Raw genomic sequence first — 26,693 nt, 5'->3', positions numbered from 1 at the left:
CCCTTGCGTGGGAACACACCCGACGAATCATTACCATAAAAACAGTGAACCGGCTGCGTGACCTTTAAGCAACGCATTGTGGCGAAAATGCAACGCATCCGATCACATTGTCAAGCCGTCCGGGAGCTTCGATAGACGGAAACACCCAGTTCTCTGATCTTTTTGCGCAGTGTATTGCGGTTGAGACCGAGCAGATCGGCGGCTTTGATCTGATTGCCGCGGGTTGCGGTCAATGCCGCAAGGATCAGCGGATATTCCATTTCGGTGAGGATGCGATCATAGAGCCCGGGCGGCGGCAGATTGTCGCCGAAGCTCGCGAAATAGGTGCGCATATTCTCCTCGACCGCCTGGGCGATGGTCATATTCCCCGTGCGGACCGGGCCTTTTTCGATCGGACTGTCGGGCACATCAGCCCGCAGTTCGGCATCGATGATCTCCTTGGTGATGACATCCTGCGGATAGAGCGCCATCAGCCGACGGATAAGATTTTCCAGCTCACGCACGTTGCCAGGCCAAGGATAGGCCTTCATTAGTTCCAGAGCTTCCTGGTCGAAACGCTTGGAGCCCAGCCCCTCTTTCTCAGCCTGCTGCACGAAATGGCGGACGAGATCGGGAATATCCTCGGCACGATCGCGCAGCGGCGGCAGGCGCAGCGGCACGACGTTGAGGCGGTAATAGAGGTCCTCGCGGAAGAGGCCCTGATTGATCGCCTGCTTCAAATCCTTGTTGGTGGCGGCAACGATACGGACGTCGGTGCGGATCGGCGTACGGCCGCCGACGGTCGTATATTCGCCCTGCTGCAGGACGCGCAGCAGACGGGTCTGAGCGTCCATCGGCATATCGCCGATTTCGTCGAGAAACAGCGTGCCGCCCTCGGCCTGCTCGAAGCGACCGGTCGAGCGCGTCTGCGCGCCGGTGAAGGCTCCTTTCTCATGACCGAACAATTCCGATTCGATCAGGTCGCGCGGGATTGCCGCCATGTTGATGGCGACGAAGGGGCCATTGCGGCGCTTGCCGTAATCATGCAGCGCGCGGGCGACGAGCTCCTTGCCGGTGCCGGATTCGCCGGTGATCATCAGCGTCAGATCGGTCTGCATCAGACGCGCCAGCACACGGTAGATTTCCTGCATGGCGGCAGAGCGGCCGACCAGCGGCATTCCGTCCTGTATGTCGTCGTCGAGCTTGGCGGGCTTGCGCTTCGGTTCGGACAAAGCGCGGCCGATAATGGCGATCAGCTCCGTCAGGTCGAAGGGCTTCGGCAGATAATCATAAGCGCCCTTTTCAGAGGCCTTGATCGCCGTCATGAAGGTATTCTGCGCACTCATGACCAGAACGGGCAGCTCCGGCCTCGCCTTCTTGATACGCGGCAGCAGGTCGAAGGCGTTTTCGTCAGGCATCACGACATCGGTTACAACGAGGTCGCCTTCGCCGGCGGAAACCCAACGCCAGAGCGTGGCGGCATTGGATGTGATGCGCACATCATAACCCGCGCGGCTCAAGGCTTGATTGAGCACGGTGCGGATGGCCGCATCGTCATCGGCGACAAGGATCGTAGCTGTCATCGAGTAGTCCCTGTGGAGTTCGGAAGAGGAGCGTCTTCAAGCGTGATGCCTTTGGAGGCCGGCATCAGGACGCGGAAAGTGGTGCGGTGATTCTGGCTGTCGCATTCGACGATGCCACCATGATCGCCGATGATCTTGGCGACCAGCGCGAGGCCGAGACCGGTCCCGTTCGTCTTCGTCGTGATGAACGGATCGAAGAGATGCGGCAGAAGATCGGAGGGCACGCCCGGGCCGTTGTCGATCACGCAGAATTCCAGCGGCAGCGAGATCTTTTCGCGCGTGCCGGCCACGGAAAGGCGGATACCCGGGCGATAGGCCGTCGTCAGCATGATCTCGCCATCCGGCCGATCGCCGATGGCTTCGGCAGCATTCTTCACCAGATTGAGAAAGACCTGCACGAGCTGGTCTCTATTGGCATAAACAGCCGGCAATGACGGGTCATAATTCTCGGTGACCTTGATATTGCGCGCAAAACCGGCCTTGGCGACCGCCTTCACGTGATCGAGGACGGAATGGATGTTGACCGGCACACGGTCGATCGGACGCTCATCGGAAAAGACCTCCATGCGGTCGACCAGCGAGACGATGCGATCGGTCTCGTCGCAGATGAGGCGCGTCAACCCGCGATCGTCATCCTCCACCGATTGTTCTAGCAATTGAGCCGCACCACGGATGCCGGAGAGCGGGTTCTTGATCTCGTGCGCCAGCATCGACGCAAGGCCGGTCACCGAACGGGCGGCAGCCCGGTGGGTCAATTGCCGGTCGATCTTGTCGGCCATCGACCGTTCCTGAAAGACGATCACCACAGAGCCGGGTTCGCTCGAAACCGGCGCGACATAAATGTCCACGAGCTTGTCCTGGCCGAGACGCGGCGAGCTGAGATCGACGCGATATTCGTTGACCGGGCCGCGGCGTTCGCGCACCTGATCGATCAGCGCCAACAACGGACTGCCGAAGGGAATGAAGGTGGAAATCTCATAGCGCGACAGATGAGAGGCGCTGGCGCCGAAAAAGGCTTCGGCCTCCCAGTTAGCAAAGGCGATCAGGCCGGCCTCGTTGACCATCACGACCGGGTTCTGGATCGCGTTGAGAACGGCCATGGCCACGCTGCCCATGTGATCCGCGGCTCCGGAATCGGATTTGGAACTCATGCGGCCTCCTGGACGCCTTGGGCGAGATCGGACGCGGTCCGCAGAGCCGCATGGAACAATGCCGCCACTTCCCGGCTGTCTTTCGAAGTCATGATCCCTGCCTTTTCAGCGCCTGCTATGGTGGGAGCGTAACGGTCCAGATACCAGCCGAGATGTTTACGGGCATGACGAATACCAACGGCTTCGCCATAGAACGCGAGCATCATCTGATAATGCTCCAAGGCGATATCGGCGATCTCGCTGCGGTCCGGGTGGCGATGGCCGGCAAGCACGCCCGCGTGCCACGGCCGCCCCTGACAGCCGCGACCGACCATGACCGCATCAGCGCCGGAGCGGCGAAGTATCTCAAGCGCATCCTCAGACGTGTCGACATCGCCGTTGGCGACCAGTGGAATGGAGACGACATCGCGAACGGCGCGGATCGCATCCCAATCCGCCCTGCCCTCGTAGAACTGCATGCGCGTGCGACCGTGGATGGTCACGAGCTGGATTCCAGCTTCCTCGGCTCGGCGGGCGATATGCGGCGCGTTGATGGTATTTTCGTCCCAGCCGAGCCGCATCTTCAGCGTCACAGGAATATCGACCGCCTTAACCGTCGCCTCGACCAGGCTCAGCGCGTGATCCGGATCGCGCATCAGCGCCGAGCCGGAATAGCCGCCGATGACCTTCTTGGCCGGGCATCCCATATTGATGTCGATGATGTCAGCGCCATTGTCGGCGGCAATTTTCGCCGCCTCGGCCATCCAATGCGCCTCGCGGCCGGCCAGTTGCACCATATGCGGCTTCAGGCCGGCACTTCTCAGGCGCGCCCAGGATTCCGCCGTGTCCTGCACCAATTCACGGCTGGCGACCATTTCCGTCACGACCAGGCCGGCCCCATAGCGCAAGGCGAGCTGCCGGAAAGGCAAATCGGTGACCCCCGACATCGGCGCGAGGATCACGCGATTGCGGATGGGCACTGGGCCGATGGAAAATGGGGCTGCAAGCTCGGACGGAAACAAATGATTATCTTTCAGGCACACCATATATTTGCACTATTTTTAGACAGTCTTGCGAAGCTTGCCAAGAGGTTTCGGAGAACGCCGATATTTTTTGGGCAAATGCTGGAAAATACCCATTCAAGGCGATAGACCCTGCTGGAGCGGGATCCCGCTTTGGCGATCTGCTTATCATGATCCTACCCAAGAACCGCTTCACACTTATGGGGATCATGCCGGAGCGAAAGCCTTTCATCCCTGGGGGTTTATGACGCAAATGCACTCAATGCAACCGATGTCGATCGGAATCGTGATCGTTGCTGCCGGGCGTGGCGAGCGGGCGGGATCGCCCGAGGAAGGTCCGAAACAATATCGCCCGATCGGCGGCCGGTCGGTTATTGCGCATACGCTTGAAAAATTCGTGACATGGCCGCAGGCGGCAAAGATCGTGGTTGTCATTCATCGCGACGACGAGACATTGCTCCAAGCCGCGCTGCAACAGGTTGCCGATTCGTCCGAGGTCGAGATTACCTTTGGCGGCGCGTCCCGTCAGCAATCGGTGCTTGCGGGGCTGCGGCAGTTGGAAAATGCCGGCGTCACGCATGTCATGATTCATGATGCCGTACGCCCCTTCTTCGAACATGATCTGCTCGATCGCGGCGCCGCCGCGCTGGCTGCCGGTGCACCTGCCGTGCTGCCTGCCATGCCCGTGACGGATACGCTGAAACGGGCCGATGCGGCTGGACTAGTAACCGAAACCGTACCCCGCTCGGGCCTTTACGCCGCGCAGACACCGCAGTCTTTCCGATACGCAGATATTCTAGCGGCGCATGAAAAAGCCGCCGCCGAGAATAAGACGGATTTCACCGACGATGCCGCGATCGCCGAATGGAACGGCCTGCCGGTGACGCTCGTTGCCGGCAGTTCGGACAATGTGAAATTGACGATCAAAAGGGATATCGCCATGGCCGATGAAAAACTTTCCGCCGGCCTGCTGCCGGATGTGCGCACCGGCAACGGCTACGATGTCCACCAGCTCGAGCCGGGCGACGGCGTAACACTCTGCGGAGTCTTCATTCCGCATGATCAGAAGCTGAAGGGTCATTCCGACGCCGATGTCGCCCTGCACGCGCTGACGGACGCCTTGCTCGCCACCTGCGGCGCCGGCGATATAGGCGACCACTTTCCGCCCTCCGATCCGCAATGGAAGGGCGCCCCTTCCCGCATCTTCATCGAACATGCGGCAAAGATCGTGCGCGATCACGGCGGCACCATCATGAATGCCGATATCTCGTTGATTGCCGAAGCGCCGAAGGTCGGACCGCACCGTGAGGCGATGCGCGCGAAACTCGCCGAGTTCCTGGGAATCAGCCTGGAGCGCTGCTCGGTGAAGGCGACCACAAACGAAAAGATCGGCTTCGTTGGCCGCCGCGAGGGCATCGCGGCTATCGCGACGGCAACGGTGGTTTATCGCGGAGGCAAGGCATGACGCATTTTCCCGACGATATTCTCGCGCTCGCCCAGGGCATCATAACCGATTTCACCGCCAAAGGCTGGATGGTCGCCACGGCGGAATCCTGCACCGGCGGGCTGATCGCGGGCGCTTTGACGGAAATTCCCGGTTCCTCAGCGGTCGTCGACCGCGGCTTCGTGACCTATACGAATACGGCGAAGATGGACATGCTCGGCGTGCAGGAGCAGACGCTCGTGCGGTTCGGTGCTGTTTCCAGGGAGACGGCGCTGCAGATGGTGCATGGCGCCCTTTTCCGCTCCCGGGCTGACTTTGCCGTCGCAGTCACCGGTGTTGCCGGACCCGCTGGCGGCTCTGCGGAAAAGCCCGTGGGGCTGGTCCACCTCGCCGCCAAGGCGCGTAACGGCGCACTCATCCATCATGAAATGCGCTATGGCGATATCGGCCGCGACAAGGTTCGGCTCGCCACCTTGAAGACCGCATTGGAAATGCTGATCACTCTCGGCAAGTAATGCCTAACTCCCGCCTCAGGCGTAGATCTTCTTCGCGCGTGTCTCGAAGGCATCCGTGAACATACGGAAAGCGCGATCGAACATCGATCCCATCAGGGCGCCGAGGATGCGGCTCTTGAACTCATAGTCGATGAAGAAATCAATGCTGCAGCCGCCGTTTTCCGATGGCGTGAAGCGCCAGCGATTGTCGAGATATTTGAACGGCCCGTCGATATATTTCACGTCGATCGCCCGTTCCGGCTTGTTGAGCAGCACCTGCGTCGTAAAGGTCTCGCGGATCGCCTTGTAGCCGACAGTCATATCGGCAATCAGCAGGATCTTGCCGTCGCGCTCCTTGCGATTGCGGACAATCAGCGCCTCGCAAAGCGGCAGGAATTCCGGATAGCGCTCGACATCGGCGACGAGGTCGAACATCTGTTCAGGCGAGTGTGGGACGGGGCGGTGCGTTTCGAACTGAGGCATGAGCGGCAATTAAGCAGGACGGTTCAGAAGATCAAGAAGCTGACGCATTTCGCCGCGGGATTTTAGCTGCAGAACAGGCACATCGGGGCCGTGTTCGATGAGGCCCGCGAGCACTTTCGGCGCAAATTTCCGCTCCCAATCCCATATGTAACGCAGGAACTCCCAATCGATGCGCTCAGGACAACCCGACGCCATATCAGGGCGCGACCGTCCCAGCCATCGCAACGCTCTCGATAGAGCCCCCCACATACATAGCCAGCGCGGCATACGCACCCAAAGAACAAGTTCGGTCCGCGGTAATCTCAGATCGAAGCTTGACGGCCCTGTCCCATCAATCAGCCAGCGATCCTCTGCGACTTTCCCCGCAATTAGATTGCGCTCTTCCGCTTTGTCTCTCTTCACCCAGCCTGGCAGCCAGAAAAACTCCCGATCCATTGAGAGGTAAGGTAAGTCCAGGCAAACAACGATCTTCTGCGCCAGCGTCGACTTGCCTCCACCGGAACAGCCGATGACGAGAATCCGGTTGGCACTTCTGAGAATAGACACTGCCGTCTCTATATCGACGGCATAAGGGAGCGCCTGCGGCGCGACGATCTGCTCCACGGTCCAGCTCCATAGTCGGTTCGAAAGCGCCGAAACGGGTAACAAACGGCGGCGTGTCACTTGGGCCGCTCTGATGACGAACAGGTGACGGCGCGAACGAAAAACCGCGGCACAATCGCCGCGGTTCGTTCAAAAGGCAAGAGACTTGTATTTTACTCGGCGGCCAGCAGAATCTTCTTCTCGCGGGCGGCCCGCAGCCGGGCGAAATCGCCGCCGGCGTGGTGGGAGGAGCGGGTAAGCGGGCTGGAGGCGACCATGAGGAAGCCCTTGGTATAGGCAACCGTCTCGTAGGACTTGAATTCATCCGGCGTGACGAAGCTCATGACCTGATGATGCTTGCGTGTCGGCTGCAGATACTGGCCGATGGTCAGGAAGTCGACATCGGCCGTCCTGAGGTCATCCATCAACTGCAGCACTTCATTGCGCTCTTCGCCGAGGCCGACCATGATGCCCGACTTGGTGAACATGGTCGGATCGAGTTCCTTGACCTGCTGCAGCAGGCGGATCGAGTGGAAATAGCGGGCGCCGGGACGTACGGTCAGATAGTTGCCGGCGACGGTTTCCATATTGTGATTGAAGACGTCCGGCTTGGCGGCGACGACGCGCTCCAATGCGCCCGGCTTCTTCAGGAAGTCCGGCGTCAAGATTTCGATTGTCGTTGTCGGCGAAGCGGCGCGGATCGCCCAGATCACCTTTTCGAAGTGCTCGGCGCCGCCGTCTTCCAGATCGTCGCGATCGACGGAGGTGATGACGACGTGGCTGAGGCCCATTTCCTTGACGGCCTTGGCGACGTTTTCAGGCTCGGCCATATCGAGCGCGTTCGGCTTGCCGGTAGAGACGTTGCAGAAGGCACAAGCGCGGGTACAGATCTCGCCCATGATCATGAAGGTGGCGTGCTTCTTGTCCCAACATTCGCCGATGTTCGGGCACCCGGCCTCTTCGCAAACCGTGACGAGCTTGTGTTCCTTCACGATCGAGCGGGTCTCGGCATAGCCCTTCGATGTCGGCGCCTTGACGCGGATCCAATCCGGTTTGCGCAGAACTTCCGTATCCGGCCGATGCGCCTTTTCCGGATGCCTGACGCGCTTTGCGTCTGGATTGATCGTGTCGAGAATCGTGACCATGAAACGTCTACTTTCCGCCGCTCAGTCGCGGCCCACTCATCGCCGGACGAGTTTGGCGAGAAATATCAGAATGCACGCACCAATGAAACCGGTGACGAAATAGCCGATCCGGCCGCCGGGCACGCCGACATGCAATTGCACCAAAATGGCAGCGGCAACGACCGAGCCGGCAATGCCAAGCACGATGTTGAGGATGATGCCGTAGCGCACCTCCATCAGCTTTCCCGCAAGCCAGCCCGCGAGACCGCCGATGATGACCAGACCCAGCCAGCCGACACTTTCCATCACATCCCCGATCTCAGGCGATTAATCTCGCCAATAGCACCACGATGATCGCACCGACGGTGGCATGGATGATTTCCACCACCAGTGCATTTTCAATGCCGAGCGAAATCCCAAAATAATGGAACAGGAAACCGCCCACGAAAGCACCAATCACGCCGCTCACCAGGCAACTGATGAGCCCGCCTCCACCGACGACCAGGCTCGCGAGAAAGCCCGCGACCAGACCGATAAGAAGAAAGACGACCCAACCTTCCGTAGTGATAGACATATTGATTTCCTTTCCTGTTTTCCACCCTTCGGATAAAGGGCGAGCCAGGAGATTATCAAGCGTTGAGCACGCGTCCGTAAGCGTCCAGCACGGCTTCCTTCATCGTTTCCGAAACGGTCGGATGCGGGAAGATCGTGTGCATCAGTTCCTCTTCCGTCGTCTCCAGGTTCATGGCGACGACGAAGCCCTGGATCAGTTCGGTGACTTCGGCGCCGACCATATGCGCGCCGAGCAGTTCGCCGGTCTTCTTGTCGAAGATGACCTTGCAGAGGCCCTGGTCCTCGCCAAGCGCGATCGCCTTGCCGTTGGCCGTGAACGGGAAGCGGCCGACGCGAATGTCGCGGCCGAGTTCTTTTGCCTTGGCTTCCGTCAGGCCGACAGAGGCGACCTGCGGCTGGCAATAGGTGCAGCCCGGCACCTTGCTCTTGTCGGTCGGATGCACGTTCGGCAGGCCGGCGATCTTCTCGATGCAGACCACGCCCTCATGCTCGGCCTTGTGCGCCAGCATCGGCGGACCGGCGACGTCGCCGATCGCATAGATGCCCGGCACATTGGTCTTGCCGTAGCCGTCGATGACGACGCAACCGCGATCGGTCTTCACGCCGAGCGCTTCCAGGCCAAGATTTTCGATGTTGCCCTGCACGCCGACGGCGGAGATCATGCGGTCAGCGGTGATCTGCTGTACCTTGCCGTCCTCGGTCTCGATATGCGCGGTGATGCTGTTCGCAGCCTTGTCGACCTTGGTGACCTTCGTCTTGGTGAAGATCTTCAGGCCGCGCTTTTCCAACTGCTTGCGGGCGATGCCGGAGACTTCGGCGTCTTCGACTGGCATGATGGTCGGCATGATTTCGACGACGGTGACGTCGACACCCATAGAGCGATAGAAGCTCGCAAATTCGATGCCGATCGCGCCGGAGCCCATGACCACCAGCGACTTCGGCAGAAAATCCGGCTTCAGCGCCTCGAAATAGGTCCAGATCAGCTTGCCATCCGGCTCGATGCCGGGCAGCGCGCGCGGGCGGGCGCCCGTGGCGACGATGATGTGCTTGGCGGTATAGGTGCCCTCGCCCTTGACGTTCTTCGGCAGCGGATGCTGCGGCTCGACAACCGGCTTGGTCGACTTGCCGACGACGATTTCGCCGGGCTTGGTGATTTTGGCTTCGCCCCAGATCACATCGACCTTGTTCTTCTTCATCAGGAAGCCAACACCCGTGTTGAGGCGGGCGGAAACACCGCGCGAACGGGCGACGACCGCCTTGACATCCGGCGTTACCTTGCCTTCGAGGACAAGACCGTAGTCCTTCAGATGATTGGAATGATCGAGGATTTCGGCCGAACGCAGCAGCGCCTTGGTCGGAATGCAGCCCCAGTTCAGGCAGATGCCGCCCAGGTGCTCGCGTTCGACGATCGCCGTCTTCAGGCCAAGCTGGCCGGCGCGCACGGCGGCGACATAGCCGCCAGGGCCAGAGCCGATGATGATGACGTCGTAATTCTCAGCCATATGTTTCCTGCCTTTGGTTGGCGGCCGATCGAAGCGCAGCCTGCCTTAATTTTCCCGAAGCACGATGCCGAACCGAAGCGGCGAGCAAGATCGTGCTCAATCAAATAGTTAAAGTCCAAGCATCATTCGCACGATCGGCTCGAGGCCACGACCGAGCGCCCGGGTGTTTTCCGCATCGAGATGCACCCCGTCGAGCGGCGTCGTCACGGCAACCGTGCCTGCATCGAAAAAACCGCAGCCAAGCTCGTCAGCCAGATCGCGGTAGAGCGTCGCAAGCTTCGCCGACTCCTTGATCGCGCCGAGGTAATGAGCGGCGAAAGCCGGATTGGCGGTCTCGGTGATGACGGGAGGCGCGACGATCAGAATGTCGGGGACATCATATTCGAACGCCCATGTATGATTGCGTATGAGCTGAATCAACCGGCTGATGCCCTGCAAGGCAGCAAAGGCCGAACCGGCGATCACCGGCTTCATGTCGTTGGTGCCCAGCATGATGATGACGAGATCGAGCGGCGCATGCGTCTGCAGGATCGTCGGCAATACCTTCGCGCCGTTACGGTCGCAATCGGCGAGATGGTCATCGAAAGCCGTGGTGCGGCCGTTCAGCCCTTCCGGAATCATCCGGACCTGATCGCCGAGCGCCTTTTGCAGCACGCTCGGCCACCGATCTTCGAAAGCATGACGACCGATCGTTTCGGCGCTATAGCCCCATGTCAGCGAGTCGCCATAACACAGAACGGTCTTGGTCATGCATGCCTCCGTTTGACGACAAGGCTCAGACGAGCATCCCCATCGGATTTTCGATGTAGCCCTTGAAGGCCGCCAGCAGTTCCGCACCAAGCGCACCGTCGACGGCGCGATGGTCGGTCGACAGCGTGACGGTCATCATGGTGGCGATGGCCATCTCGCCCTTCTTGACGATCACACGCTGCTCGCCCGCGCCAACGGCCAGAATGGTCGCATGCGGCGGGTTGACGACGGCGGCGAAGTTCTTGACGCCCATCATGCCCATGTTGGACACGGCTGTCGTGCCGCCCTGATACTCCTCGGGCTTCAGCTTGCGTTCCTTGGCGCGCTTGCCGTAGTCCTTCATCTCGTTGGAGATGGCCGAGAGGGTCTTCAGTTCGGCGCTGCGGATGATCGGCGTGATCAGGCCGCCCGGAATGGACACGGCAACGCCGACATCGGCATGCTTGTGCTTGACCATGCTGCTGTCGGTCCAGGACACATTGGCATCCGGAACGTCGCGCAGCGCCAGCGCCAAGGCCTTGATGACCATGTCGTTGACCGAGAGCTTGTAGGCCGGCGCACCGTCCTTCGACTTCGGAGCCGAATCATTGAGCTGCGTGCGGAGCGCCAGCAGCGCGTCGAGTTCGCAATCGACCGAGACGTAGAAGTGCGGGATCGTCTGCTTGGATTCCTGCAGGCGCTTGGCGATCGTCTTGCGCATGCCGTCATGCGGCACGAGCTCGTAGGAACCGGGCTCGAACAGCTTGAGGACGGCATCGTCCGACATGCCCTTCGGCGCGGCTGCGGCCGGAGCCTGTGCAGCAGCGGCCGGCTGGGCGGCGGGAGCAGCCGCCGGAGCGGCCTTGCCGACACCGCCGGAGACGGCGGCTTCGATGTCCTTCTTGACCACACGGCCATGCGGGCCGGAGCCGACGAGCGCAGTCAGATCGATGCCGGATTCCTTGGCAAGACGCCGAGCGAGCGGCGATGCGAAGGTGCGATGACCATCCGTCGAGAGAGCCGCAGGCGCGGCCGGCGCCGGCTGAGCGGCCGGTGCGGACTGGGCTGGAGCCGTGTCTGCCTTCGGCGCAGGTGCAGGTGCCGCGGCGGCCGGCGCAGCAGCCGGAGCAGCGGCGCCCGAGGCAGCGGCAGAGACATCCTCGCCTTCGCCAGCCAGAACCGCGATCAGCGCATTGACCTTGACGCCTTCGGTGCCGGCGGGAACGACGATCTTGGCAACGGTGCCTTCATCGACGGCCTCGACTTCCATCGTCGCCTTATCGGTCTCGATCTCGGCGATGACGTCACCGGACTTGATCTTATCGCCTTCCTTGACCAGCCACTTGGCGAGGTTGCCCTCTTCCATGGTCGGCGAGAGGGCAGGCATGGTGATGTTGATAGGCATCGAAGAGCCCTCCCCTTATTTGTAGCAAACGGCTTTCACCGCATCGACCACTTCACCGACATTCGGAAGCGCCAGCTTCTCGAGGTTGGCGGCGTAGGGCATGGGCACATCCTTGCCAGCGATCGTCAGGATCGGCGCATCGAGATAGTCGAAGGCCTGCTGCATGACGCGGGTTGCGATTTCCGTGCCGACGGAGGACTGCGGATAGCCTTCCTCGACAGTCACCAGGCGACCGGTCTTCTTGACCGATTCGATGACGGTCGGCAGGTCCATCGGGCGGATGGTGCGAAGGTCGATTAGCTCGACATCGATGCCCTGGGCTTCGAGCTCGGCAACCGCCTTGGTGGCATAGGTCATGCCGATGCCGAAGGAGACGACCGTTGCGTCCTTGCCGGAGCGATGGATGCGGGCCTTGCCGATCGGCACAACGAAATTGTCGAGCTTCGGCACATCGAAGTGCTGACCGTAGAGAATTTCGTTTTCAAGGAAGATGACCGGGTTCGGATCGCGGATCGCGGCCTTCAGCAGGCCCTTGGCGTCGGCTGCCGTATAGGGCATGACGACCTTGAGGCCCGGAATTTGGCTGTACCAGGCCGCATAGTCCTGGCTGTGTTGAGCGGCGACGCGGGCTGCCGCGCCGTTCGGGCCGCGGAAGACGATCGGAGCGCCCATCTGGCCGCCGGACATGTAGAGCGTCTTGGCAGCGGAATTGATGATGTGGTCAATCGCCTGCATGGCGAAGTTGAAGGTCATGAACTCGACGATCGGGCGAAGGCCGGCCATGGCAGCACCGACGCCGACACCGGCAAAGCCGTGTTCGGTGATCGGGGTATCGACAACGCGGCGCGGGCCGAATTCCTGCAGCAGGCCCTGGGTAACCTTGTAGGCGCCCTGGTATTCGGCAACTTCTTCGCCCATGACGAAGACGTCCGGATCGGCGCGCATTTCTTCGGCCATGGCATCGCGCAGCGCTTCACGCACTGTCATCGACACCATTTCCGTGCCGGCCGGAATTTCCGGATCGGCAGGGGCGGCTTTCGGCTGTGCCGGAACGGGCGCCGGGGCAGCGGCGGCGGGCGCTTCGGTCTTGACCGGTTCGGCGGCCGGAGCGGCCTTCGCCGTCGAGATGTCCGAAGCGGATTCGCCGTCCTGCAACAGGATCGCGATCTTGGTGTTGACCTTGACGCCTTCGGTGCCGGCTTCGATCAGCAGCTTGCCGATCGTGCCTTCGTCGACGGCTTCCACTTCCATCGTGGCCTTGTCGGTCTCGATTTCGGCAATGACGTCGCCGGAGGTGACCTTGTCACCTTCCTGCTTGAGCCACTTGGAAAGGGTGCCCTCTTCCATCGTCGGAGAAAGGGCAGGCATGAGAATATCGATGGGCATGGATCGTCCCTCCCCGATTTAGAGCAGAATGTCGGTGTAGAGCTCGGAAGCATCCGGCTCCGGGTCGTTCTGGGCGAAATCGGCACTGTCGGCGACGATATCGCGGACATCCTTGTCGATCGCCTTCAGATCGTCTTCCGACGCCCAGCCCTTTTCCAGAAGGCGCGCGCGAACCTGCTCGATCGGGTCATGCTCGGAGCGCATCTTCTGCACTTCGTCCTTGGACCGATACTTGGCCGGGTCCGACATGGAATGGCCGCGATAGCGATAGGTCAGCATTTCCAGAATGATCGGGCCCTTGCCGGACCGGCAATATTCGACAGCTTCGTCGGCAGCGGCCTTGACGGCGCGGACATCCATGCCGTCGATCTGAATGCCGGGAATGCCGAAGGAGGAGCCGCGCTTGGAGAAGTCCGCCTGCGCGGTGGCGCGCGCAGTCGACGTGCCCATGGCGTAACGGTTGTTCTCGATCACGTAGATCACCGGCAGCTTCCAGAGCTGCGCCATGTTGAAGCTTTCGGAGACCTGGCCCTGGTTGGCGGCGCCATCGCCGAAATAGGCGACGCTGACATTGTCATTGCCGCGGTACCAGTTGGCGAAGCCGAGGCCCGTGCCGAGCGCGACCTGCGCGCCGACGATGCCGTGGCCGCCGTAGAAGTTCTTTTCCTTGGAGAACATGTGCATGGAGCCACCCTTCCCTCGGGAATAGCCGCCCCGGCGTCCGGTGAGCTCGGCCATGACGCCGCGGGCGCTCATGCCGGTTGCCAGCATGTGACCGTGGTCGCGATAGCCGGTGATGACCTGATCGCCTTCCTTCAGCGCCAGTTGCATGCCGACGACGACTGCTTCCTGGCCAATGTAAAGGTGACAGAAACCGCCGATGAAGCCCATGCCGTAGAGCTGGCCGGCCTTCTCTTCGAAGCGGCGGATCAGGAGCATCTCACGATAGGCCTTGAGCTCCTCATCGCGGTCGAAATCCGCGATCGCACCACCATTGGTGTCTTTGACAGGCTTGGATGTTGTCTTACGGCTGGAAACGGACGCGGTTTTTCGCGGCGCCATTCAACCCTCCCTATGTGAGTAGCCTCGTTTTGTAGTGCCGCGTAACATAGGGAAGATTGCTCGCCACAGCAATGCTATAATTGCATGGCTCATATTCTTTGCAAGCGATTGATATGCTTACAAAAAAGGCAATTAACCGAAATTCGGTTAATTGCGGCTATTTGTTGAAAATAACGATCTCGTCGGCTTTGGAATAGGTCAGTTGATAGCGCGCATATTGGTCGAGCATATCCTTATCCAGCGAGCCATCGCTGAGCAAAGCTACTTCCTTTTCAAGGTGTTCGCGCCTGGCGACGAGATCGGCAAGCTCCTTGCCGCGGTCGATGCGCTGCTTCTCGAAAACCTCGGTTGCCTTCAGACCGTAGTCGCCGTGAACGCAGTGGTAGCCGAAATAGCTCACGAAGGCGACCGTGATAGCGGGGAGAACGAAACGGCCGAACTTTCTCTTCTTATGATATTTTGTCCACATACTCGCTTGCTCAAAAGGCTCTACCGAGAATGATCCCGACCTCAGCTCCGCACAACGGGTTTCCGGATAAGATCATGCTAAATCAAACATCTACGACAACACTAGCCGCCAGAGATTAACCATCCGTTGACTCTGCCATTTTTCCAGCAAAAAACCGCGCCCGAAGGCGCGGTTCAAGAGCTGGAAATTATTGGCTTATAAGGCGACTCGGATTGTTACCCGACGCAGAATAGGCCTTTGCGAAAATCCCTTGGATTTTCAGGGGTATGCATTATCAGCCGCGAAGGATGGAACGGCCGGCATATTGAGCCTGCGGGCCGAGCGCTTCTTCGATGCGGATGAGCTGGTTGTACTTGGCAAGACGATCCGAGCGCGACAGCGAGCCGGTCTTGATCTGACCGCAGTTGGTGGCAACAGCGAGATCGGCAATGGTCGAATCTTCGGTTTCGCCGGAACGGTGCGACATGACGGCCGTGTAGTTGGCCTTGTGCGCGGTTTCGACGGCGTCGAGGGTCTCGGTCAGCGAGCCAATCTGGTTGACCTTGACGAGGATCGAGTTGGCGACACCCATGCGGATACCATCGCGCAGACGAGCCGAGTTGGTGACGAACAGGTCGTCGCCGACGAGCTGCGTCTTCTTGCCGGTCAGTTCGGTCAGGATCTTCCAGCCTTCCCAATCGTCTTCGGCCATGCCGTCTTCGATCGAGATGATCGGATATTTGGCGGCGAGTTCGGCGAGGTACTCGGCCATGGCGCCGGATTCCAGCGTGCGGCCTTCACCTTCCAGAACGTACTTGCCGTCCTTGAAGAATTCTGTCGAAGCGCAGTCGAGGCCGAGAGCGATTTCTTCGCCGGGCTTGTAGCCGGCCTTTTCGATGGACTTCATGATGAAGTCGAGCGCAGCCGGCGCGCTGGAAAGGCCAGGCGCGAAACCGCCTTCGTCGCCGACATTGGTGTTGTGGCCCTGCGATGCCAGTTCCTTCTTGAGGACGTGGAAGATTTCCGAGCCCATGCGGACGGCGTCGCGAAGGGTATCTGCGCCGACCGGCAGGATCATGAATTCCTGGAAGTCGATCGGGTTATCGGCATGAGCGCCGCCGTTGATGATGTTCATCATCGGAACCGGCAGCAGGCGGGCGTGAGCGCCGCCGACGTAACGGTAGAGCGGCAGGTTGGCGCTCTGGGCGGCAGCCTTGGCAGTTGCGAGCGATACGCCGAGGATGGCGTTGGCACCGAGGCGCGACTTATTCGGCGTGCCGTCGAGCTCGATCATGATGTTGTCGATCTGGATCTGGTTTTCCGCGTCAATGCCGCCGATCGCGTCGAAGATCTCGGTGTTGACGGCTTCGACGGCCTTCTCGACACCCTTGCCATGATAACGCTTGCCGCCGTCGCGAACTTCGACGGCTTCATGCGCGCCGGTCGAAGCGCCCGACGGAACCGCAGCGCGGCCCATGCTGCCGTCTTCCAGGTACACATCGACTTCGACGGTGGGATTGCCACGGCTGTCGAGAATCTCGCGGGCGATAATGTCGGTGATTGCGGTCATGATAGCTTCCTGCTCGCTGGGTTATAATCGATTGAAATCTGTCTAAGTCGAAGGTGCGGAAATTACAATGCCGCCCCGCATCCTCGATTGAAGCGCCTACAGGCCGCGTAGCGCAAATTCATGTCAGCCTGTTGAACGCCTCCCATTTCTCAGGCCTTGGCGATCGCGTCGAAGGCAAGCAGCTTTTCCAGAAGCCGCGGCATGTCCTTCAGATACACCATGTTCGGACCGTCCGAAGGGGCATTGTCCGGATCCTCATGCGTCTCGACGAAGAGGCCGGCGACGCCGACAGCGACCGCTGCACGCGCCAGGGTTTCGACGAATCGGCGGTCGCCGCCCGTCGAACCACCCTGTCCGCCCGGCTGCTGCACCGAATGCGTCGCATCGAAAATCACCGGCGCGCCCATCGCCGCCATGATCGGCAGCGAGCGCATGTCGGAAACGAGCGTATTGTAACCGAAAGACGCGCCGCGCTCGCACAGAAGCACATTGGGATTGCCACTCTCATTCAGTTTGGCGAGCACGTTCTTCATGTCCCAGGGCGCGAGGAACTGACCCTTCTTGACGTTGACGACACGGCCGGTCTTGGCGGCTGCGACAAGAAGATCGGTCTGGCGCGACAGAAAGGCCGGGATTTGCAGAATATCGACCGTCTTGGCGACAACGGCGCACTGTTCTTCCGTATGGATGTCGGTCAAGACTGGAAAGCCATATTCCTTCTTGAGATCGGCAAAGACCTCCAATGCCTTTTCCAGCCCGATGCCGCGCTTGCCGGAGAGCGACGTGCGGTTCGCCTTGTCGAAGGACGACTTGTAGACAAGGCCGATACCGAGCTTGTCGCAGAGTTCCTTCAACACGCCGGCGATCATGAAGGCATGATCGCGGCTTTCCATCTGGCAGGGGCCGGCGATCAGCGACAGCTTCGCGGCATTGGAAAACAGAACCTTGGATGCGCCCTCGCCGACGATGACTTCGGAATTGGTGCTCATGCTATCTCCTCGAAGGCGAACAGCGCGCCCTGTCCGGGGGCGGGCTTTGCCAAAATACGATTGTTCTTACGCGTATATGTGACGCCGTTAGCAGCCAAATGCGACGATGTCACGGAAAGATCGCGCGTCTTGAAAAGGATTGCCCGTGCGCGAAGGCCGGGATCGTCCCCCGACAAGGATAGATCGTAGAAGGCTTCCATGCCTTCTAGGGTCAGAACCTCGATCCCCGTATTGGCCGCGTGGATCGTCAGGCCGAAGGAATGATCCGATATCTTTGGCCTATCGACGACCTGCTCGAAAAAGCCACGGAACGCAGCCGGATTCGGCGCCGAGACGGCAACCCTTGCAATGCCGGTTACGCCATTGGCATGCCGCTCCAGGGCGCCGCGATCGGCCGGCAATGGATTGATGCGCTGGCAGCAGAAGGTGAAGAAATCCGGCGAACGCAAATCGGCTGCGAAAGCAAGACGGAAACCTGCCGTCACCTCCGAACCGTCCGGCATGCGCATCGGCCGGGCAAAATCCAGCATGTTTCCGGCTGACATGGTGTTGACCCGGAATCGTTCGTCATCGGCGACCGCATCGTCCGTGCCGAAAACGATGGCCGAAAATCCCTCATCGCCGATGCGAAAACGGTAGGCCTGGTCGCGGGCGACGAAAACATTGCCCTCCCCCACGCTCGCCTCGCACTGCTCCTGCGATGCTACACCCAAGGGCTCCAGATAGGTCTTGTCAGCAAAGAAAACGCAGGCATTCTCCGTGCCGAAGGGATGTCGGGCATCGGACGCCACGGTGAAACCAAGCTTGCCCAACCGCTCTCGCGCCAAGGCGATATTGACCGTCGGCAGAACGAGATGATCCAGCGGATGCGGCGATGAGGTCATGGTCTCCCCCTTCATTCGTCGGCAGGTTTGCGCCCATCTGCGGCTCAATTCAAGATCAAAGCGTCGGAGCAGACGACAGAAGAGCGCTCCCGCAAAAATCCGCACGCGAACTAGCCGAATTATATATGTGCTGGCACCAAACTCTCCCTTGTGAGAGGGCAATAATTCGAGCAATATCCGCATCATACTGCAATAAATGATCTGTAGCGCGGCAACAGGTAAGTGATACGGGTGAGGATAGCGCCGAAAAGTCCGTTTCCCGGCAGCAAGACAAAGACGCGCATTCTTCAGTTCGGATTGTCCAACGGCAACGCAATTCACCATCCGATCTCGGAAAGGCAGAAGAGCGGCCCGTCGTTACTTCTATCTTTGCAGCAGTACTCAATCTGATTGTCGGGTGCTTGGGGGAGACATGCGCTTGATGCTCGTCGAGGGGGCGCCCATACGCCCGGTCTTACATTTGACGGCTTCTCTTTGTCTGGCCTTGGTGGGGCACGTCCGAAGGTTCACGAATTCTGTCGCCCGCTTGATTTCCCTTATGCCCAGCGGCTTGGTCGCCGTTGCACTTATCCTTGTTTTCACGGCTATTGCGCCGCAACTGTGCCACGCGCAGACCCCCGAAACGGCCCCCACAGCACCGCCTGCAAAGCTATCGGAATTGCTGCGTCTGATGAATGATCCGGAGCTGCGCCAATGGCTGGAAAAGCGGCAAGCAGCCGAGCAACAGCCGGCACCTTCGGCGACGGCGACGCTGGTCGAAACCGGAGAGGCCCGCGCTCGCGCCCGATATAAGGCGCTGCGGTCGGCGATTCCCAATGTACCGGGGCAGCTCGCCGCTGCAGCGAGTAGGGTGCGTGAGCAGGCAAGGAACAACGGCTTTGCGCCTGCCGTCGTCATGTTCGCCGCATTGGTCTGCGTCGGTCTCGCTGCGGAATGGTTTTTCAAGAAAACCGTCCTGAAAGCCCAGTTTCCAAATCCTCTTGTCGCACATACGATCGGAGAATTAGGACCGTGGATCACTTTCACCCTCGTCAGCTCCGCCATTTTCCTAGCCATAGACTGGCCGCCGCTACTGCATGTGGTGATCCTGTTTTATCTGACGGCATTCATTGCCGCTCGCCTCGCATTTGCCGTCTGCAGACTATCGATGGACGCGGGCTCTCTGTCGGCCTTCGGCTATCGCAGGGCTTGTCTCTTCATTGCCGTTTTGGCGATAGCCGGCGCCACGACGTCGCTGACCAGACCGCTCTCCATCGACGGAGATGTCGGCACCGTCGTCTCCCACGGGTTCTCCATTCTCCTATTGCTGATTACGCTCGAAGCCGTGTGGCGGCGACCGGCCAAGGAAACCGCTGCCCGACAGTTAACGCTTATGAACATCCTTTATTCACTCTACGTTGCCTGCCTCTGGCTTCTTTGGGTGGCCAACTTCGTCGGCCTCTTCTGGCTTGGCATCTATGTCGTTGTTCTTCCGGGGCTATTGACTGCCGTCGGACGGACGGCCGAAGCATTTGCAAAGGGACGCTGGCCTGGTGACAACAAGAACAGTGCGCGCATGGTGCTGGCCATCCGCGGTGCGCGGGCGCTCGTCATCGTAGCCGCGGTCGCCTGGATTACCGTCGTCTGGCACTATGATCCCAACATCCTCGCACGAGAAAATCCGGCGATCGACGCCGCTGTTCGCGGTGCGCTGAAGAGCGTCGTCGTTCTGATTTTGGCCGATCTCTGCTGGCAATTGTCGAGGGCATTCATTGACGAGAAATTGAGCGCCGCCGATAGCAGTGCCTCCTCGCCATCGGCGGAAGCCGCGCGCGCGGGCCGCCTTCGCACCCTGTTGCCGATCTTCCGCAACGCGCTGGCAGCCATCGTTATCGCAGCCGCCGTCCTCACCGTGCTGTCCGAAATGGGCGTGCAGATCGGGCCGTTGATTGCGGGGGCCGGCATATTCGGCGTGGCGATCGGCTTCGGCTCGCAAACGCTCGTCAAGGATATCGTCAGCGGCATTTTCTACCTGATGGACGATGCCTTCCGCGTCGGCGAATACGTTCAAAGCGGCAGCTACAAGGGAACCGTGGAATCTTTCAGCCTGCGTTCCGTCAGGCTTCGACATCATCATGGTCCGGTGTTCACAGTTCCCTTCGGCGAACTCGGCGCCGTTCAGAACATGAGCCGCGACTGGGCGATCGATAAATTCCTGCTACGGGTTCCGTTCAATACCGACGTCGCCAAGGCGAAAAGGATCGTCAAGCAAATCGGAGAGCAGTTGAAAGAAGATCCGGAAATCGGACCGCAGATTCTTGAGACCCTGAAAATGAAGGGGGTGGAGCAAATTGGCGACTTCGGTATCGAACTGAGCTTTGCTTTTACCGCCCTCCCCGGTCGGCAAACCTACATACGGCGCCAGGCCTATACCATGATCCGCGACGCCTTCATGGAAAACGGCATCGACTTCGCTCAGCCGACAGTGCAGGTGGGTGGCGAGGAAAAATCCGATGCCGCGATCGCAGCCATGACACTGCAGAGAAAGAAGATCGCTGAGCAAATGACGCAATCGGCAGCGCCGCCGACCTGACCGTTCGCGCGAGATCAGTCACCAGCCTCATCTCCGCGCCCTCTTTGGCAAGGCGACAACCCTGGAGCCGATACCGGATGACGTTGGACAGAAAGGAGATCCAATGTGCTGAATGACCATCTGACGTCTATTGCCGCGCACGTTATTCAAATAGCGCTGACACCGGTCTTTCTGCTGGCGGGCACCGCCGGGTGCCTCAATGTCTTCTCGGCCAGGCTCGCCCGCGTCTCCGACCGGGTCAACAGCCTTTTCGAACGGGTGACCTCTGAGGACCCGGATGAAACGCGGTTGCTGCAGCTCTATTATCTGCGACGGCGAACATTGGCGCTGGAGATCGCAGTTCTGCTCGGCACGGCATCGGGCGTGTTCACATGCCTTGCGACGCTCGGCCTCATGGGCGGTGCAATTCGACAGCAATTTCGCGAGCAATTGCTGCTCTGGCTCTTTGGCCTTGCCGTCTTCGCACTCATGGGCGCCTTTGTGGCCTTTCTCGTCGAGATGATTCTGGCCGGGCGCAGCATGCTAAGGCAGATCGCCAACGACCGTACCTTGCTCGAGCACCGGCACGGGAGTTCGAGGAAAAGTTCAACCTATTGATATCCCATCGAATATTACTACGGATGGCACCAATCCCGGCCCCTCAGAAATCCGGATTCCCAGTCAGATCCATAGCTTGCTCTCCATGGTTCGGAGAGTGTCGTCCTCCAAAGAGCTTATAGAACGAAGAACATGGCTTTTCGCCGCCTTGGAGATAATCCGTTTTGGGATCGTCCGAAATTTTGCTTCGCCCGATTCCGCATATATTTCTGCTATTTAGTTTGAAGGTGCCGGGAAAAAAGTCATCTGCCCGGGACCTGTTATGTTCCCATTTATTTGATGCACCTACAAAATGTTCACCGAAATTTAAGGGCTTGCGGAACACATATGGAACATATAGTGTCCGTTCTGGATTTGTTTCACGACACCTTCTCAGTCCCGAGGTTCAAAACGATGTTGACGCGCAAGCAGCAGGAACTGCTTCTCTTCATTCACGAACGAATGAAGGAGTCCGGTGTTCCGCCATCTTTCGACGAGATGAAGGATGCGCTGGACCTTGCGTCCAAATCCGGTATTCACCGTCTCATCACGGCTTTGGAAGAGCGCGGCTTCATCCGTCGCCTGCCGAACCGAGCCCGAGCGCTGGAGGTCATCAAGCTGCCTGAGGCCTATAGCCCGAGCCTGCAGCCTCGCCGCGGCTTTTCGCCAAGCGTCATCGAGGGTAGCCTTGGCAAGCCGCAACTTGTGCCGCCGCCCGCACCCGCCAAGCCGGTGAGTGAGGACAACAACAGTTCGGTTTCGGTACCCGTCATGGGCCGCATTGCCGCCGGCGTTCCGATCTCGGCTATCCAGAACAATACTCACGACATCACCGTTCCCGCCGACATGCTCGGCTCCGGCGAGCATTATGCGCTGGAGGTCAAGGGTGACTCGATGATCGATGCCGGCATCTTTGACGGCGATACCGTCATCATCCGCAACGCCACGACCGCCAATCCCGGCGACATCGTCGTCGCTCTCGTCGATGATGAAGAGGCGACATTGAAGCGCTTCCGCCGCAAGGGAGCCTCGATCGCGCTTGAAGCGGCAAACCCTGCTTACGAAACCCGCATCTTTGGGCCGGATCGAGTGAAGGTACAAGGCAAGCTCGTCGGTCTCATTCGCCGCTATCACTGACCGGTGACGCCGGCTTGAGCGGCGCGCCAAAAGTGTCTGTTCGCCAGTCGTAGGAGCGATGCAGGCTCCATGGCCGCGAAAGGTTTTCAAACGCCGCCGTTGCGACCGGTTTATTGGTGCTGAGGTTCATTTCAATAGATCCCGTGCGGCGCAGTGTTGCGCCCGTAAAAAGCATCGCGCCAGAGCGGCAGCGATCAAGACGCAGCCGTACGGAGGTGATGACGATATTGGCCGTGTCGCAGGCCGGAGCGAGATAGGCGGCATCTTCAATGGTGACAAGCATGTCGCCATTATCCAGCATTGCCACGCACCATGCACCTTTTTGGCAGGCGAAACCGCCCGGCCCGGCCGCGTCTAATGCCGCATCCATCGCCTTTCGAACGGTGCTCTGTTCTTCGGAATTCAGGCGACGATGCTTGTCTGATTTGCTGATTTTGGGGAGCTGACTATCCGGCGGAAGCATCGTTGGCGGTTGCTGCTCGGTGATCGCCAATGCTCTTTGCCACTGCTCGAAGATGAAATCCGGCGGTTTTTCGCGGTTTGTCGTCAGCGCACCGTTGCGCAACAAGGCGACCAGCGTGCCGTCCTCGGAGATCATGAGATCAGGCTTGAGGACACCGGGGCCGAGCGCCACGACTGCAACCGAACCGATGATCAAGAGCGCACCTGCATGTCGCAGCCATGTTCTCAGCAAGGTCATCAACAAGAAGCCGGCTATGACCGTCGGGAACAGCCAGACCGGCAGCCGACCGAAGGGAATATTGCCGCCCCAGGCGGCAACCGTTTTGGCAATGACGATGACGACATCAAGTCCCCAGCCGGTTATCTGCCAGAAAGGGGCATCAACGCCAAATGGCATCAGTAGCGTCGCCGCCATGCCAAACGGCATGACGACAAAGGAGACGACCGGCATAGCCGCCAGATTGGCGATGAGACCATATGTCGCCAATCGGTGAAAATGCTCTATCGAGAAGATTGCCGTCGATGCGCCGCCTATAAAAGAGGTCGACAATATGCTTCCGAAGAAACGGGAAACGAAGAGCAGCGGACGCATGACCCGGAACCGGGAGAGAACGCTCTCCCGATGCGGCCTCCTCGCCCAGAGCGAATAGCCGGACACCAACGCCAGGGTCGCGGCGTAAGACATCTGAAAACTTGGTCCGAGCGCCTGCGAAGGCGACAGTATGAGAATGACTATCGCCGATAGCGCCACGTTGCGCAGGCTAATGGATGGTCGGTCGAAGAGCACGGCGATCAGCATGATAGCCATCATGATGAAGGCACGCTCCGCGGATACCCCGAAGCCGGAAATGAGATAATAAGCCGTCACTGTAACTAGCGCGCCGAAGGCCGCAATCTTCTTTGTTGGCCAAGCCTGTGCCACGCCGAAAAACAGACTGAGGGCGTAGCGTAAACCGACATAAAAGATGCCCGCGGAGAGCGCCATGTTCAGGCCGGAGATGGCGATGATATGCGCAAGACCCGAGGTCCGCAGCGCTTCCGTCGTATCGTCTGAGATCGCTCGTCTCTCATCGGTGACAAGCGAAGCCGCAAAGGCGCCGGTGTCTCCGGGCAAAAGCGTCCTGATTCTATCGCCGATATGGCTGCGCAAACCGGCAAGCCAGATATCCGCCTTGTCGAGGACCGACCCCTGAACTACATCACTAGTCGGCGACAATAATGTCGGCGTTCCATAGGCAAAACCATTCGCGCCGGTGCCATCGAAATAGGCGCTGAAGGCGAAATCGTTGAGGCCGGGCAAGGCAGGTCCGGCCGGCGGCGTCAACCGCGCTCTACCCTGAATGCGGTCGCCGAGTTCGAAGGGCTGGAGCTGTTTGCGCACGAAAATGGTGATCTGCGCCGGCGGCCGGCGAATGGTCGGTTTTTCCGTTGCCTCCAGGGCGACGACATAGCGCCAACGGCCCTTGTCGTCGGCTTCACGCCGTTCGATCCGCCCGGTGATGGTGGTCGTCACCGCAGAGTCGAGCATCACCGTCGATGCGCGCCAGGTTTCGCATTGCGCCAGAGCCATGCCGGAGCACACCAGCATGCCGGCAAACAATATGTGCCGTAGCACTCGCCCCGCCTGCTGCTGGCGGAAAAATGCGACAGCGAAGATAAGGAGGGCCGTAAAAACAGCTTGCGGCGGCGGATCGGCTCCGACCGAGAACCAGACGATCGCGCCGGCGCCGATGTAGACCGGCGCAAATAGCATCGCGCGACCGTGCGCCGCCTCTTCTTCGGCTAAATGGTAAATGCTGAGTCGGATGCTGCCTGCCGCGAGGCGAAGGCGGGCAATAAGCGCGGCGTGGTCCTGTGTCCGCTCTGGCCGCGACGCTTTGGCACGAGAAATAACCGCGCCCACGCTCTGCTCGCGCACGGCAACCGCAGCCAATTCCCGACCATCCACCTGCGGATCCGGTGCCTCTAAATTAGGCATATATTCCAGCGCCCACGCAAAACTACAGCTATAGCGGGAGTTTTGCCGTCACCGGCCAGTGATTTCAACTGAAATCGGCATCATCGCCGACAAAAGACGCTAATTCACGCTTGCGCAAAACGGTCCCTTCTACCGCAGTGCCCAAAAGTTGATACTGCAATGCACAAATAGGCGTAAGGATAACTTGGCATTAGGCTCTGGATCATATAGCTAATCGTTAGTCGCTTAACCCTTTGGCGCTTTTTAAGGCGCCAATCCCGCCAAATCTTGGAGGATCAGCATGACGGAACAAAGCGCGAAACTAACTTGGGGTGAAAAGACGGTGGATTTGCCGGTTAAGTCCGGAACCATCGGCCCAAGTGTCATTGATATTGGTGCCCTTTATAAGAACACCTCCACTTTCACCTACGATCCTGGCTTCACTTCGACTGCGTCGTGCGAATCCAGCATCACCTTTATTGATGGCGACGAAGGCGTTCTGCTGCATCGCGGTTATCCGATCGAACAGCTTGCCGAACACGGCGACTTCCTCGAAGTCTGTTACCTGCTGCTCTACGGCGAATTGCCGACCGCAGCCCAGAAGAAGGACTTCGATTACCGGGTCGTGCACCACACCATGGTGCATGAACAGATGTCTCGCTTCTTCACCGGCTTCCGTCGCGATGCGCATCCGATGGCCGTCATGTGCGGCTGCGTCGGCGCTCTGTCGGCCTTCTATCACGACTCCACCGACATCACCGATCCGCACCAGCGCATGGTCGCAAGCCTGCGCATGATCGCCAAGATGCCGACGCTTGCCGCCATGGCTTACAAGTACCATATCGGCCAGCCCTTCGTTTACCCGAAGAACGACCTCGATTATGCGTCGAACTTCCTGCGCATGTGCTTTGCCGTGCCCTGCGAGGAATATGTGGTCAACCCGGTGCTTGCCCGCGCCATGGACCGCATCTTCATCCTGCACGCCGATCACGAGCAGAATGCGTCGACATCGACGGTTCGCCTCGCGGGCTCTTCCGGCGCCAATCCCTTCGCTTGCGTCGCCGCCGGCATCGCCTGCCTCTGGGGTCCCGCTCACGGCGGCGCCAACGAAGCTGCGCTCAACATGCTGACGGAAATCGGCACGGTTGACCGCATTCCGGAATATATCGCCCGCGCCAAGGACAAGAACGATCCGTTCCGGCTGATGGGCTTCGGTCATCGCGTCTACAAGAACTACGATCCGCGCGCCAAGATCATGCAGAAGACGGCGCACGAGGTTCTCGGCGAACTCGGCATTAAGGACGATCCGCTGCTCGACATCGCGATCGAACTGGAGCGTATCGCGCTGACCGATGACTATTTCATCGAGAAGAAGCTTTACCCGAATGTCGACTTCTACTCCGGCATCACGCTGAAAGCTCTCGGCTTCCCCACGACCATGTTCACGGTGCTGTTTGCGCTTGCCCGCACCGTCGGCTGGATCGCCCAGTGGAACGAGATGATCGAAGATCCGGAACAGCGTATCGGCCGCCCGCGCCAGCTCTATACCGGCGAACCGCAGCGCGAATACGTTCCGGTTTCCAAGCGTTAAGCCGAAGAA

The 26,693-nt window shown here is 59.7% G+C and carries 24 protein-coding genes; 6 read left to right on the top strand and 18 right to left on the bottom strand.

Annotation, left to right across the window (positions count from 1 at the left end; genetic code table 11):
* Nucleotides 1-110: 110 nt before the first annotated feature.
* The 3 genes from ntrC to dusB are packed head-to-tail and all read right to left on the bottom strand — an operon-like array spanning nt 111 to nt 3,738.
* Nucleotides 111-1,562 (bottom strand): nitrogen regulation protein NR(I), encoded by a 1,452-nt coding sequence (gene ntrC / locus ACXHXG_RS28030; protein ID WP_104823009.1) that lies wholly within the window; start codon nt 1,560-1,562, stop codon nt 111-113.
* Nucleotides 1,559-2,713: a two-component system sensor histidine kinase NtrB gene (locus tag ACXHXG_RS28025; protein WP_104823008.1), complete on the bottom strand. Its 1,155-nt coding sequence runs from the start codon at nt 2,711-2,713 to the stop codon at nt 1,559-1,561. The genes ntrC and ACXHXG_RS28025 overlap by 4 nt, the downstream gene beginning before the upstream one ends.
* Complete coding sequence (gene dusB / locus ACXHXG_RS28020; RefSeq protein WP_457901437.1) at nt 2,710-3,738, bottom strand: tRNA dihydrouridine synthase DusB; 1,029 nt, start codon at nt 3,736-3,738, stop codon at nt 2,710-2,712. Before dusB ends, ACXHXG_RS28025 begins: the two co-directional genes overlap by 4 nt.
* 220 nt (nt 3,739-3,958) lie before the next feature.
* Between dusB and ACXHXG_RS28015 the strand changes: the two genes are divergently transcribed.
* Together ACXHXG_RS28015 and ACXHXG_RS28010 are read left to right on the top strand one after the other, a co-directional pair.
* Nucleotides 3,959-5,179 (top strand): bifunctional 2-C-methyl-D-erythritol 4-phosphate cytidylyltransferase/2-C-methyl-D-erythritol 2,4-cyclodiphosphate synthase, encoded by a 1,221-nt coding sequence (locus ACXHXG_RS28015; protein ID WP_457901436.1) that lies wholly within the window; start codon nt 3,959-3,961, stop codon nt 5,177-5,179.
* Nucleotides 5,176-5,673: a CinA family protein gene (locus ACXHXG_RS28010; RefSeq protein ID WP_457901435.1), complete on the top strand. Its 498-nt coding sequence runs from the start codon at nt 5,176-5,178 to the stop codon at nt 5,671-5,673. The genes ACXHXG_RS28015 and ACXHXG_RS28010 overlap by 4 nt, the downstream gene beginning before the upstream one ends.
* 15 nt (nt 5,674-5,688) lie before the next feature.
* Here the strand turns inward: ACXHXG_RS28010 and ACXHXG_RS28005 are convergent, their stop codons facing one another.
* The 14 genes from ACXHXG_RS28005 to ACXHXG_RS27940 form a co-directional block, all read right to left on the bottom strand.
* On the bottom strand, nt 5,689-6,135 hold the full coding sequence (locus ACXHXG_RS28005) for a type II toxin-antitoxin system RatA family toxin (RefSeq protein WP_104825088.1): 447 nt from the start codon (nt 6,133-6,135) through the stop codon (nt 5,689-5,691).
* A gap of 9 nt (nt 6,136-6,144) precedes the next feature.
* The gene (locus ACXHXG_RS28000) at nt 6,145-6,738 is read right to left on the bottom strand and encodes a P-loop NTPase family protein (RefSeq protein ID WP_457901434.1); all 594 of its coding nucleotides are present in this window, start codon (nt 6,736-6,738) and stop codon (nt 6,145-6,147) included.
* 152 nt (nt 6,739-6,890) lie between these two features.
* Complete coding sequence (lipA, locus tag ACXHXG_RS27995; protein ID WP_457901433.1) at nt 6,891-7,862, bottom strand: lipoyl synthase; 972 nt, start codon at nt 7,860-7,862, stop codon at nt 6,891-6,893.
* Nucleotides 7,863-7,898: 36 nt separating this feature from the next.
* Nucleotides 7,899-8,147, bottom strand: coding sequence for a GlsB/YeaQ/YmgE family stress response membrane protein (locus ACXHXG_RS27990; protein ID WP_104823003.1), 249 nt, complete (start codon nt 8,145-8,147; stop codon nt 7,899-7,901).
* 13 nt (nt 8,148-8,160) lie between these two features.
* A complete protein-coding gene (locus ACXHXG_RS27985) occupies nt 8,161-8,415 on the bottom strand; it encodes a GlsB/YeaQ/YmgE family stress response membrane protein (protein WP_104823002.1) in 255 nt (84 codons plus the stop codon).
* A gap of 55 nt (nt 8,416-8,470) precedes the next feature.
* On the bottom strand, nt 8,471-9,916 hold the full coding sequence (gene lpdA, locus ACXHXG_RS27980; RefSeq protein WP_260303856.1) for a dihydrolipoyl dehydrogenase: 1,446 nt from the start codon (nt 9,914-9,916) through the stop codon (nt 8,471-8,473).
* A 108-nt stretch (nt 9,917-10,024) separates the two neighbouring features.
* Complete coding sequence (locus ACXHXG_RS27975; protein WP_104823000.1) at nt 10,025-10,666, bottom strand: SGNH/GDSL hydrolase family protein; 642 nt, start codon at nt 10,664-10,666, stop codon at nt 10,025-10,027.
* Between the two features lie 25 nt (nt 10,667-10,691).
* Nucleotides 10,692-12,050: a pyruvate dehydrogenase complex dihydrolipoamide acetyltransferase gene (locus tag ACXHXG_RS27970; protein WP_457901432.1), complete on the bottom strand. Its 1,359-nt coding sequence runs from the start codon at nt 12,048-12,050 to the stop codon at nt 10,692-10,694.
* A 15-nt stretch (nt 12,051-12,065) separates the two neighbouring features.
* Nucleotides 12,066-13,436: a pyruvate dehydrogenase complex E1 component subunit beta gene (locus tag ACXHXG_RS27965; RefSeq protein WP_104822998.1), complete on the bottom strand. Its 1,371-nt coding sequence runs from the start codon at nt 13,434-13,436 to the stop codon at nt 12,066-12,068.
* An 18-nt stretch (nt 13,437-13,454) separates the two neighbouring features.
* Entirely contained in the window at nt 13,455-14,498 is a 1,044-nt protein-coding gene (gene pdhA, locus ACXHXG_RS27960; protein WP_457901431.1) for a pyruvate dehydrogenase (acetyl-transferring) E1 component subunit alpha, read from the bottom strand.
* A 157-nt stretch (nt 14,499-14,655) separates the two neighbouring features.
* Nucleotides 14,656-14,967, bottom strand: a complete 312-nt coding sequence (locus ACXHXG_RS27955) for an FtsB family cell division protein (RefSeq protein ID WP_104822996.1) — start codon at nt 14,965-14,967, stop codon at nt 14,656-14,658.
* A gap of 274 nt (nt 14,968-15,241) precedes the next feature.
* Nucleotides 15,242-16,516 carry a phosphopyruvate hydratase gene (gene eno / locus ACXHXG_RS27950; protein ID WP_104822995.1) on the bottom strand — a complete coding sequence of 425 codons (1,275 nt, stop codon included), beginning with the start codon at nt 16,514-16,516 and terminating at the stop codon, nt 15,242-15,244.
* A gap of 149 nt (nt 16,517-16,665) precedes the next feature.
* A complete protein-coding gene (kdsA, locus tag ACXHXG_RS27945) occupies nt 16,666-17,505 on the bottom strand; it encodes a 3-deoxy-8-phosphooctulonate synthase (RefSeq protein ID WP_457901430.1) in 840 nt (279 codons plus the stop codon).
* Nucleotides 17,502-18,389, bottom strand: a complete 888-nt coding sequence (locus tag ACXHXG_RS27940) for a VOC family protein (RefSeq protein WP_457901429.1) — start codon at nt 18,387-18,389, stop codon at nt 17,502-17,504. The genes kdsA and ACXHXG_RS27940 overlap by 4 nt, the downstream gene beginning before the upstream one ends.
* Nucleotides 18,390-18,927: 538 nt before the next feature.
* Here ACXHXG_RS27940 and ACXHXG_RS27935 point away from each other — a divergent pair.
* From ACXHXG_RS27935 to lexA, 3 genes are all read left to right on the top strand, one after another.
* Nucleotides 18,928-20,961, top strand: a complete 2,034-nt coding sequence (locus tag ACXHXG_RS27935; RefSeq protein WP_283050282.1) for a mechanosensitive ion channel family protein — start codon at nt 18,928-18,930, stop codon at nt 20,959-20,961.
* 105 nt (nt 20,962-21,066) lie between these two features.
* Nucleotides 21,067-21,558, top strand: coding sequence for a DUF2721 domain-containing protein (locus ACXHXG_RS27930; RefSeq protein ID WP_104822991.1), 492 nt, complete (start codon nt 21,067-21,069; stop codon nt 21,556-21,558).
* A gap of 393 nt (nt 21,559-21,951) precedes the next feature.
* On the top strand, nt 21,952-22,674 hold the full coding sequence (gene lexA, locus ACXHXG_RS27925) for a transcriptional repressor LexA (protein ID WP_285167262.1): 723 nt from the start codon (nt 21,952-21,954) through the stop codon (nt 22,672-22,674).
* Here lexA and ACXHXG_RS27920 read toward each other — a convergent pair.
* Nucleotides 22,655-25,114 (bottom strand): ComEC/Rec2 family competence protein, encoded by a 2,460-nt coding sequence (locus tag ACXHXG_RS27920; RefSeq protein ID WP_457901428.1) that lies wholly within the window; start codon nt 25,112-25,114, stop codon nt 22,655-22,657. The two genes, lexA and ACXHXG_RS27920, sit on opposite strands and share 20 nt — an antisense overlap.
* A gap of 280 nt (nt 25,115-25,394) precedes the next feature.
* On the opposite strand from ACXHXG_RS27920, the gene gltA reads away from it, so the two are divergent.
* The gene (gltA, locus tag ACXHXG_RS27915; protein WP_104822989.1) at nt 25,395-26,684 is read left to right on the top strand and encodes a citrate synthase; all 1,290 of its coding nucleotides are present in this window, start codon (nt 25,395-25,397) and stop codon (nt 26,682-26,684) included.
* Nucleotides 26,685-26,693 lie beyond the last annotated feature (9 nt).

The sequence above is a fragment of the Rhizobium sp. LEGMi-198b genome (assembly GCF_054114205.1).
This window is presented reverse-complemented; position numbering and strand designations above follow the sequence as displayed.

What these genes read in the sequence shown, in the direction of transcription:
- ntrC (WP_104823009.1), bottom strand. Translation starts at nt 1,562, where the DNA reads ATGACAGCTACGATCCTTGTCGCCGATGACGATGCGGCCATCCGCACC.
- ACXHXG_RS28025 (WP_104823008.1), bottom strand. Translation starts at nt 2,713, where the DNA reads ATGAGTTCCAAATCCGATTCCGGAGCCGCGGATCACATGGGCAGCGTG.
- dusB (WP_457901437.1), bottom strand. Translation starts at nt 3,738, where the DNA reads ATGGTGTGCCTGAAAGATAATCATTTGTTTCCGTCCGAGCTTGCAGCC.
- ACXHXG_RS28015 (WP_457901436.1), top strand. Translation starts at nt 3,959, where the DNA reads ATGACGCAAATGCACTCAATGCAACCGATGTCGATCGGAATCGTGATC.
- ACXHXG_RS28010 (WP_457901435.1), top strand. Translation starts at nt 5,176, where the DNA reads ATGACGCATTTTCCCGACGATATTCTCGCGCTCGCCCAGGGCATCATA.
- ACXHXG_RS28005 (WP_104825088.1), bottom strand. Translation starts at nt 6,135, where the DNA reads ATGCCTCAGTTCGAAACGCACCGCCCCGTCCCACACTCGCCTGAACAG.
- lipA (WP_457901433.1), bottom strand. Translation starts at nt 7,862, where the DNA reads ATGGTCACGATTCTCGACACGATCAATCCAGACGCAAAGCGCGTCAGG.
- ACXHXG_RS27990 (WP_104823003.1), bottom strand. Translation starts at nt 8,147, where the DNA reads ATGGAAAGTGTCGGCTGGCTGGGTCTGGTCATCATCGGCGGTCTCGCG.
- ACXHXG_RS27985 (WP_104823002.1), bottom strand. Translation starts at nt 8,415, where the DNA reads ATGTCTATCACTACGGAAGGTTGGGTCGTCTTTCTTCTTATCGGTCTG.
- lpdA (WP_260303856.1), bottom strand. Translation starts at nt 9,916, where the DNA reads ATGGCTGAGAATTACGACGTCATCATCATCGGCTCTGGCCCTGGCGGC.
- ACXHXG_RS27975 (WP_104823000.1), bottom strand. Translation starts at nt 10,666, where the DNA reads ATGACCAAGACCGTTCTGTGTTATGGCGACTCGCTGACATGGGGCTAT.
- ACXHXG_RS27970 (WP_457901432.1), bottom strand. Translation starts at nt 12,050, where the DNA reads ATGCCTATCAACATCACCATGCCTGCCCTCTCGCCGACCATGGAAGAG.
- ACXHXG_RS27965 (WP_104822998.1), bottom strand. Translation starts at nt 13,436, where the DNA reads ATGCCCATCGATATTCTCATGCCTGCCCTTTCTCCGACGATGGAAGAG.
- pdhA (WP_457901431.1), bottom strand. Translation starts at nt 14,498, where the DNA reads ATGGCGCCGCGAAAAACCGCGTCCGTTTCCAGCCGTAAGACAACATCC.
- ACXHXG_RS27955 (WP_104822996.1), bottom strand. Translation starts at nt 14,967, where the DNA reads ATGTGGACAAAATATCATAAGAAGAGAAAGTTCGGCCGTTTCGTTCTC.
- eno (WP_104822995.1), bottom strand. Translation starts at nt 16,516, where the DNA reads ATGACCGCAATCACCGACATTATCGCCCGCGAGATTCTCGACAGCCGT.
- kdsA (WP_457901430.1), bottom strand. Translation starts at nt 17,505, where the DNA reads ATGAGCACCAATTCCGAAGTCATCGTCGGCGAGGGCGCATCCAAGGTT.
- ACXHXG_RS27940 (WP_457901429.1), bottom strand. Translation starts at nt 18,389, where the DNA reads ATGACCTCATCGCCGCATCCGCTGGATCATCTCGTTCTGCCGACGGTC.
- ACXHXG_RS27935 (WP_283050282.1), top strand. Translation starts at nt 18,928, where the DNA reads ATGCCCAGCGGCTTGGTCGCCGTTGCACTTATCCTTGTTTTCACGGCT.
- lexA (WP_285167262.1), top strand. Translation starts at nt 21,952, where the DNA reads ATGTTGACGCGCAAGCAGCAGGAACTGCTTCTCTTCATTCACGAACGA.
- ACXHXG_RS27920 (WP_457901428.1), bottom strand. Translation starts at nt 25,114, where the DNA reads ATGCCTAATTTAGAGGCACCGGATCCGCAGGTGGATGGTCGGGAATTG.
- gltA (WP_104822989.1), top strand. Translation starts at nt 25,395, where the DNA reads ATGACGGAACAAAGCGCGAAACTAACTTGGGGTGAAAAGACGGTGGAT.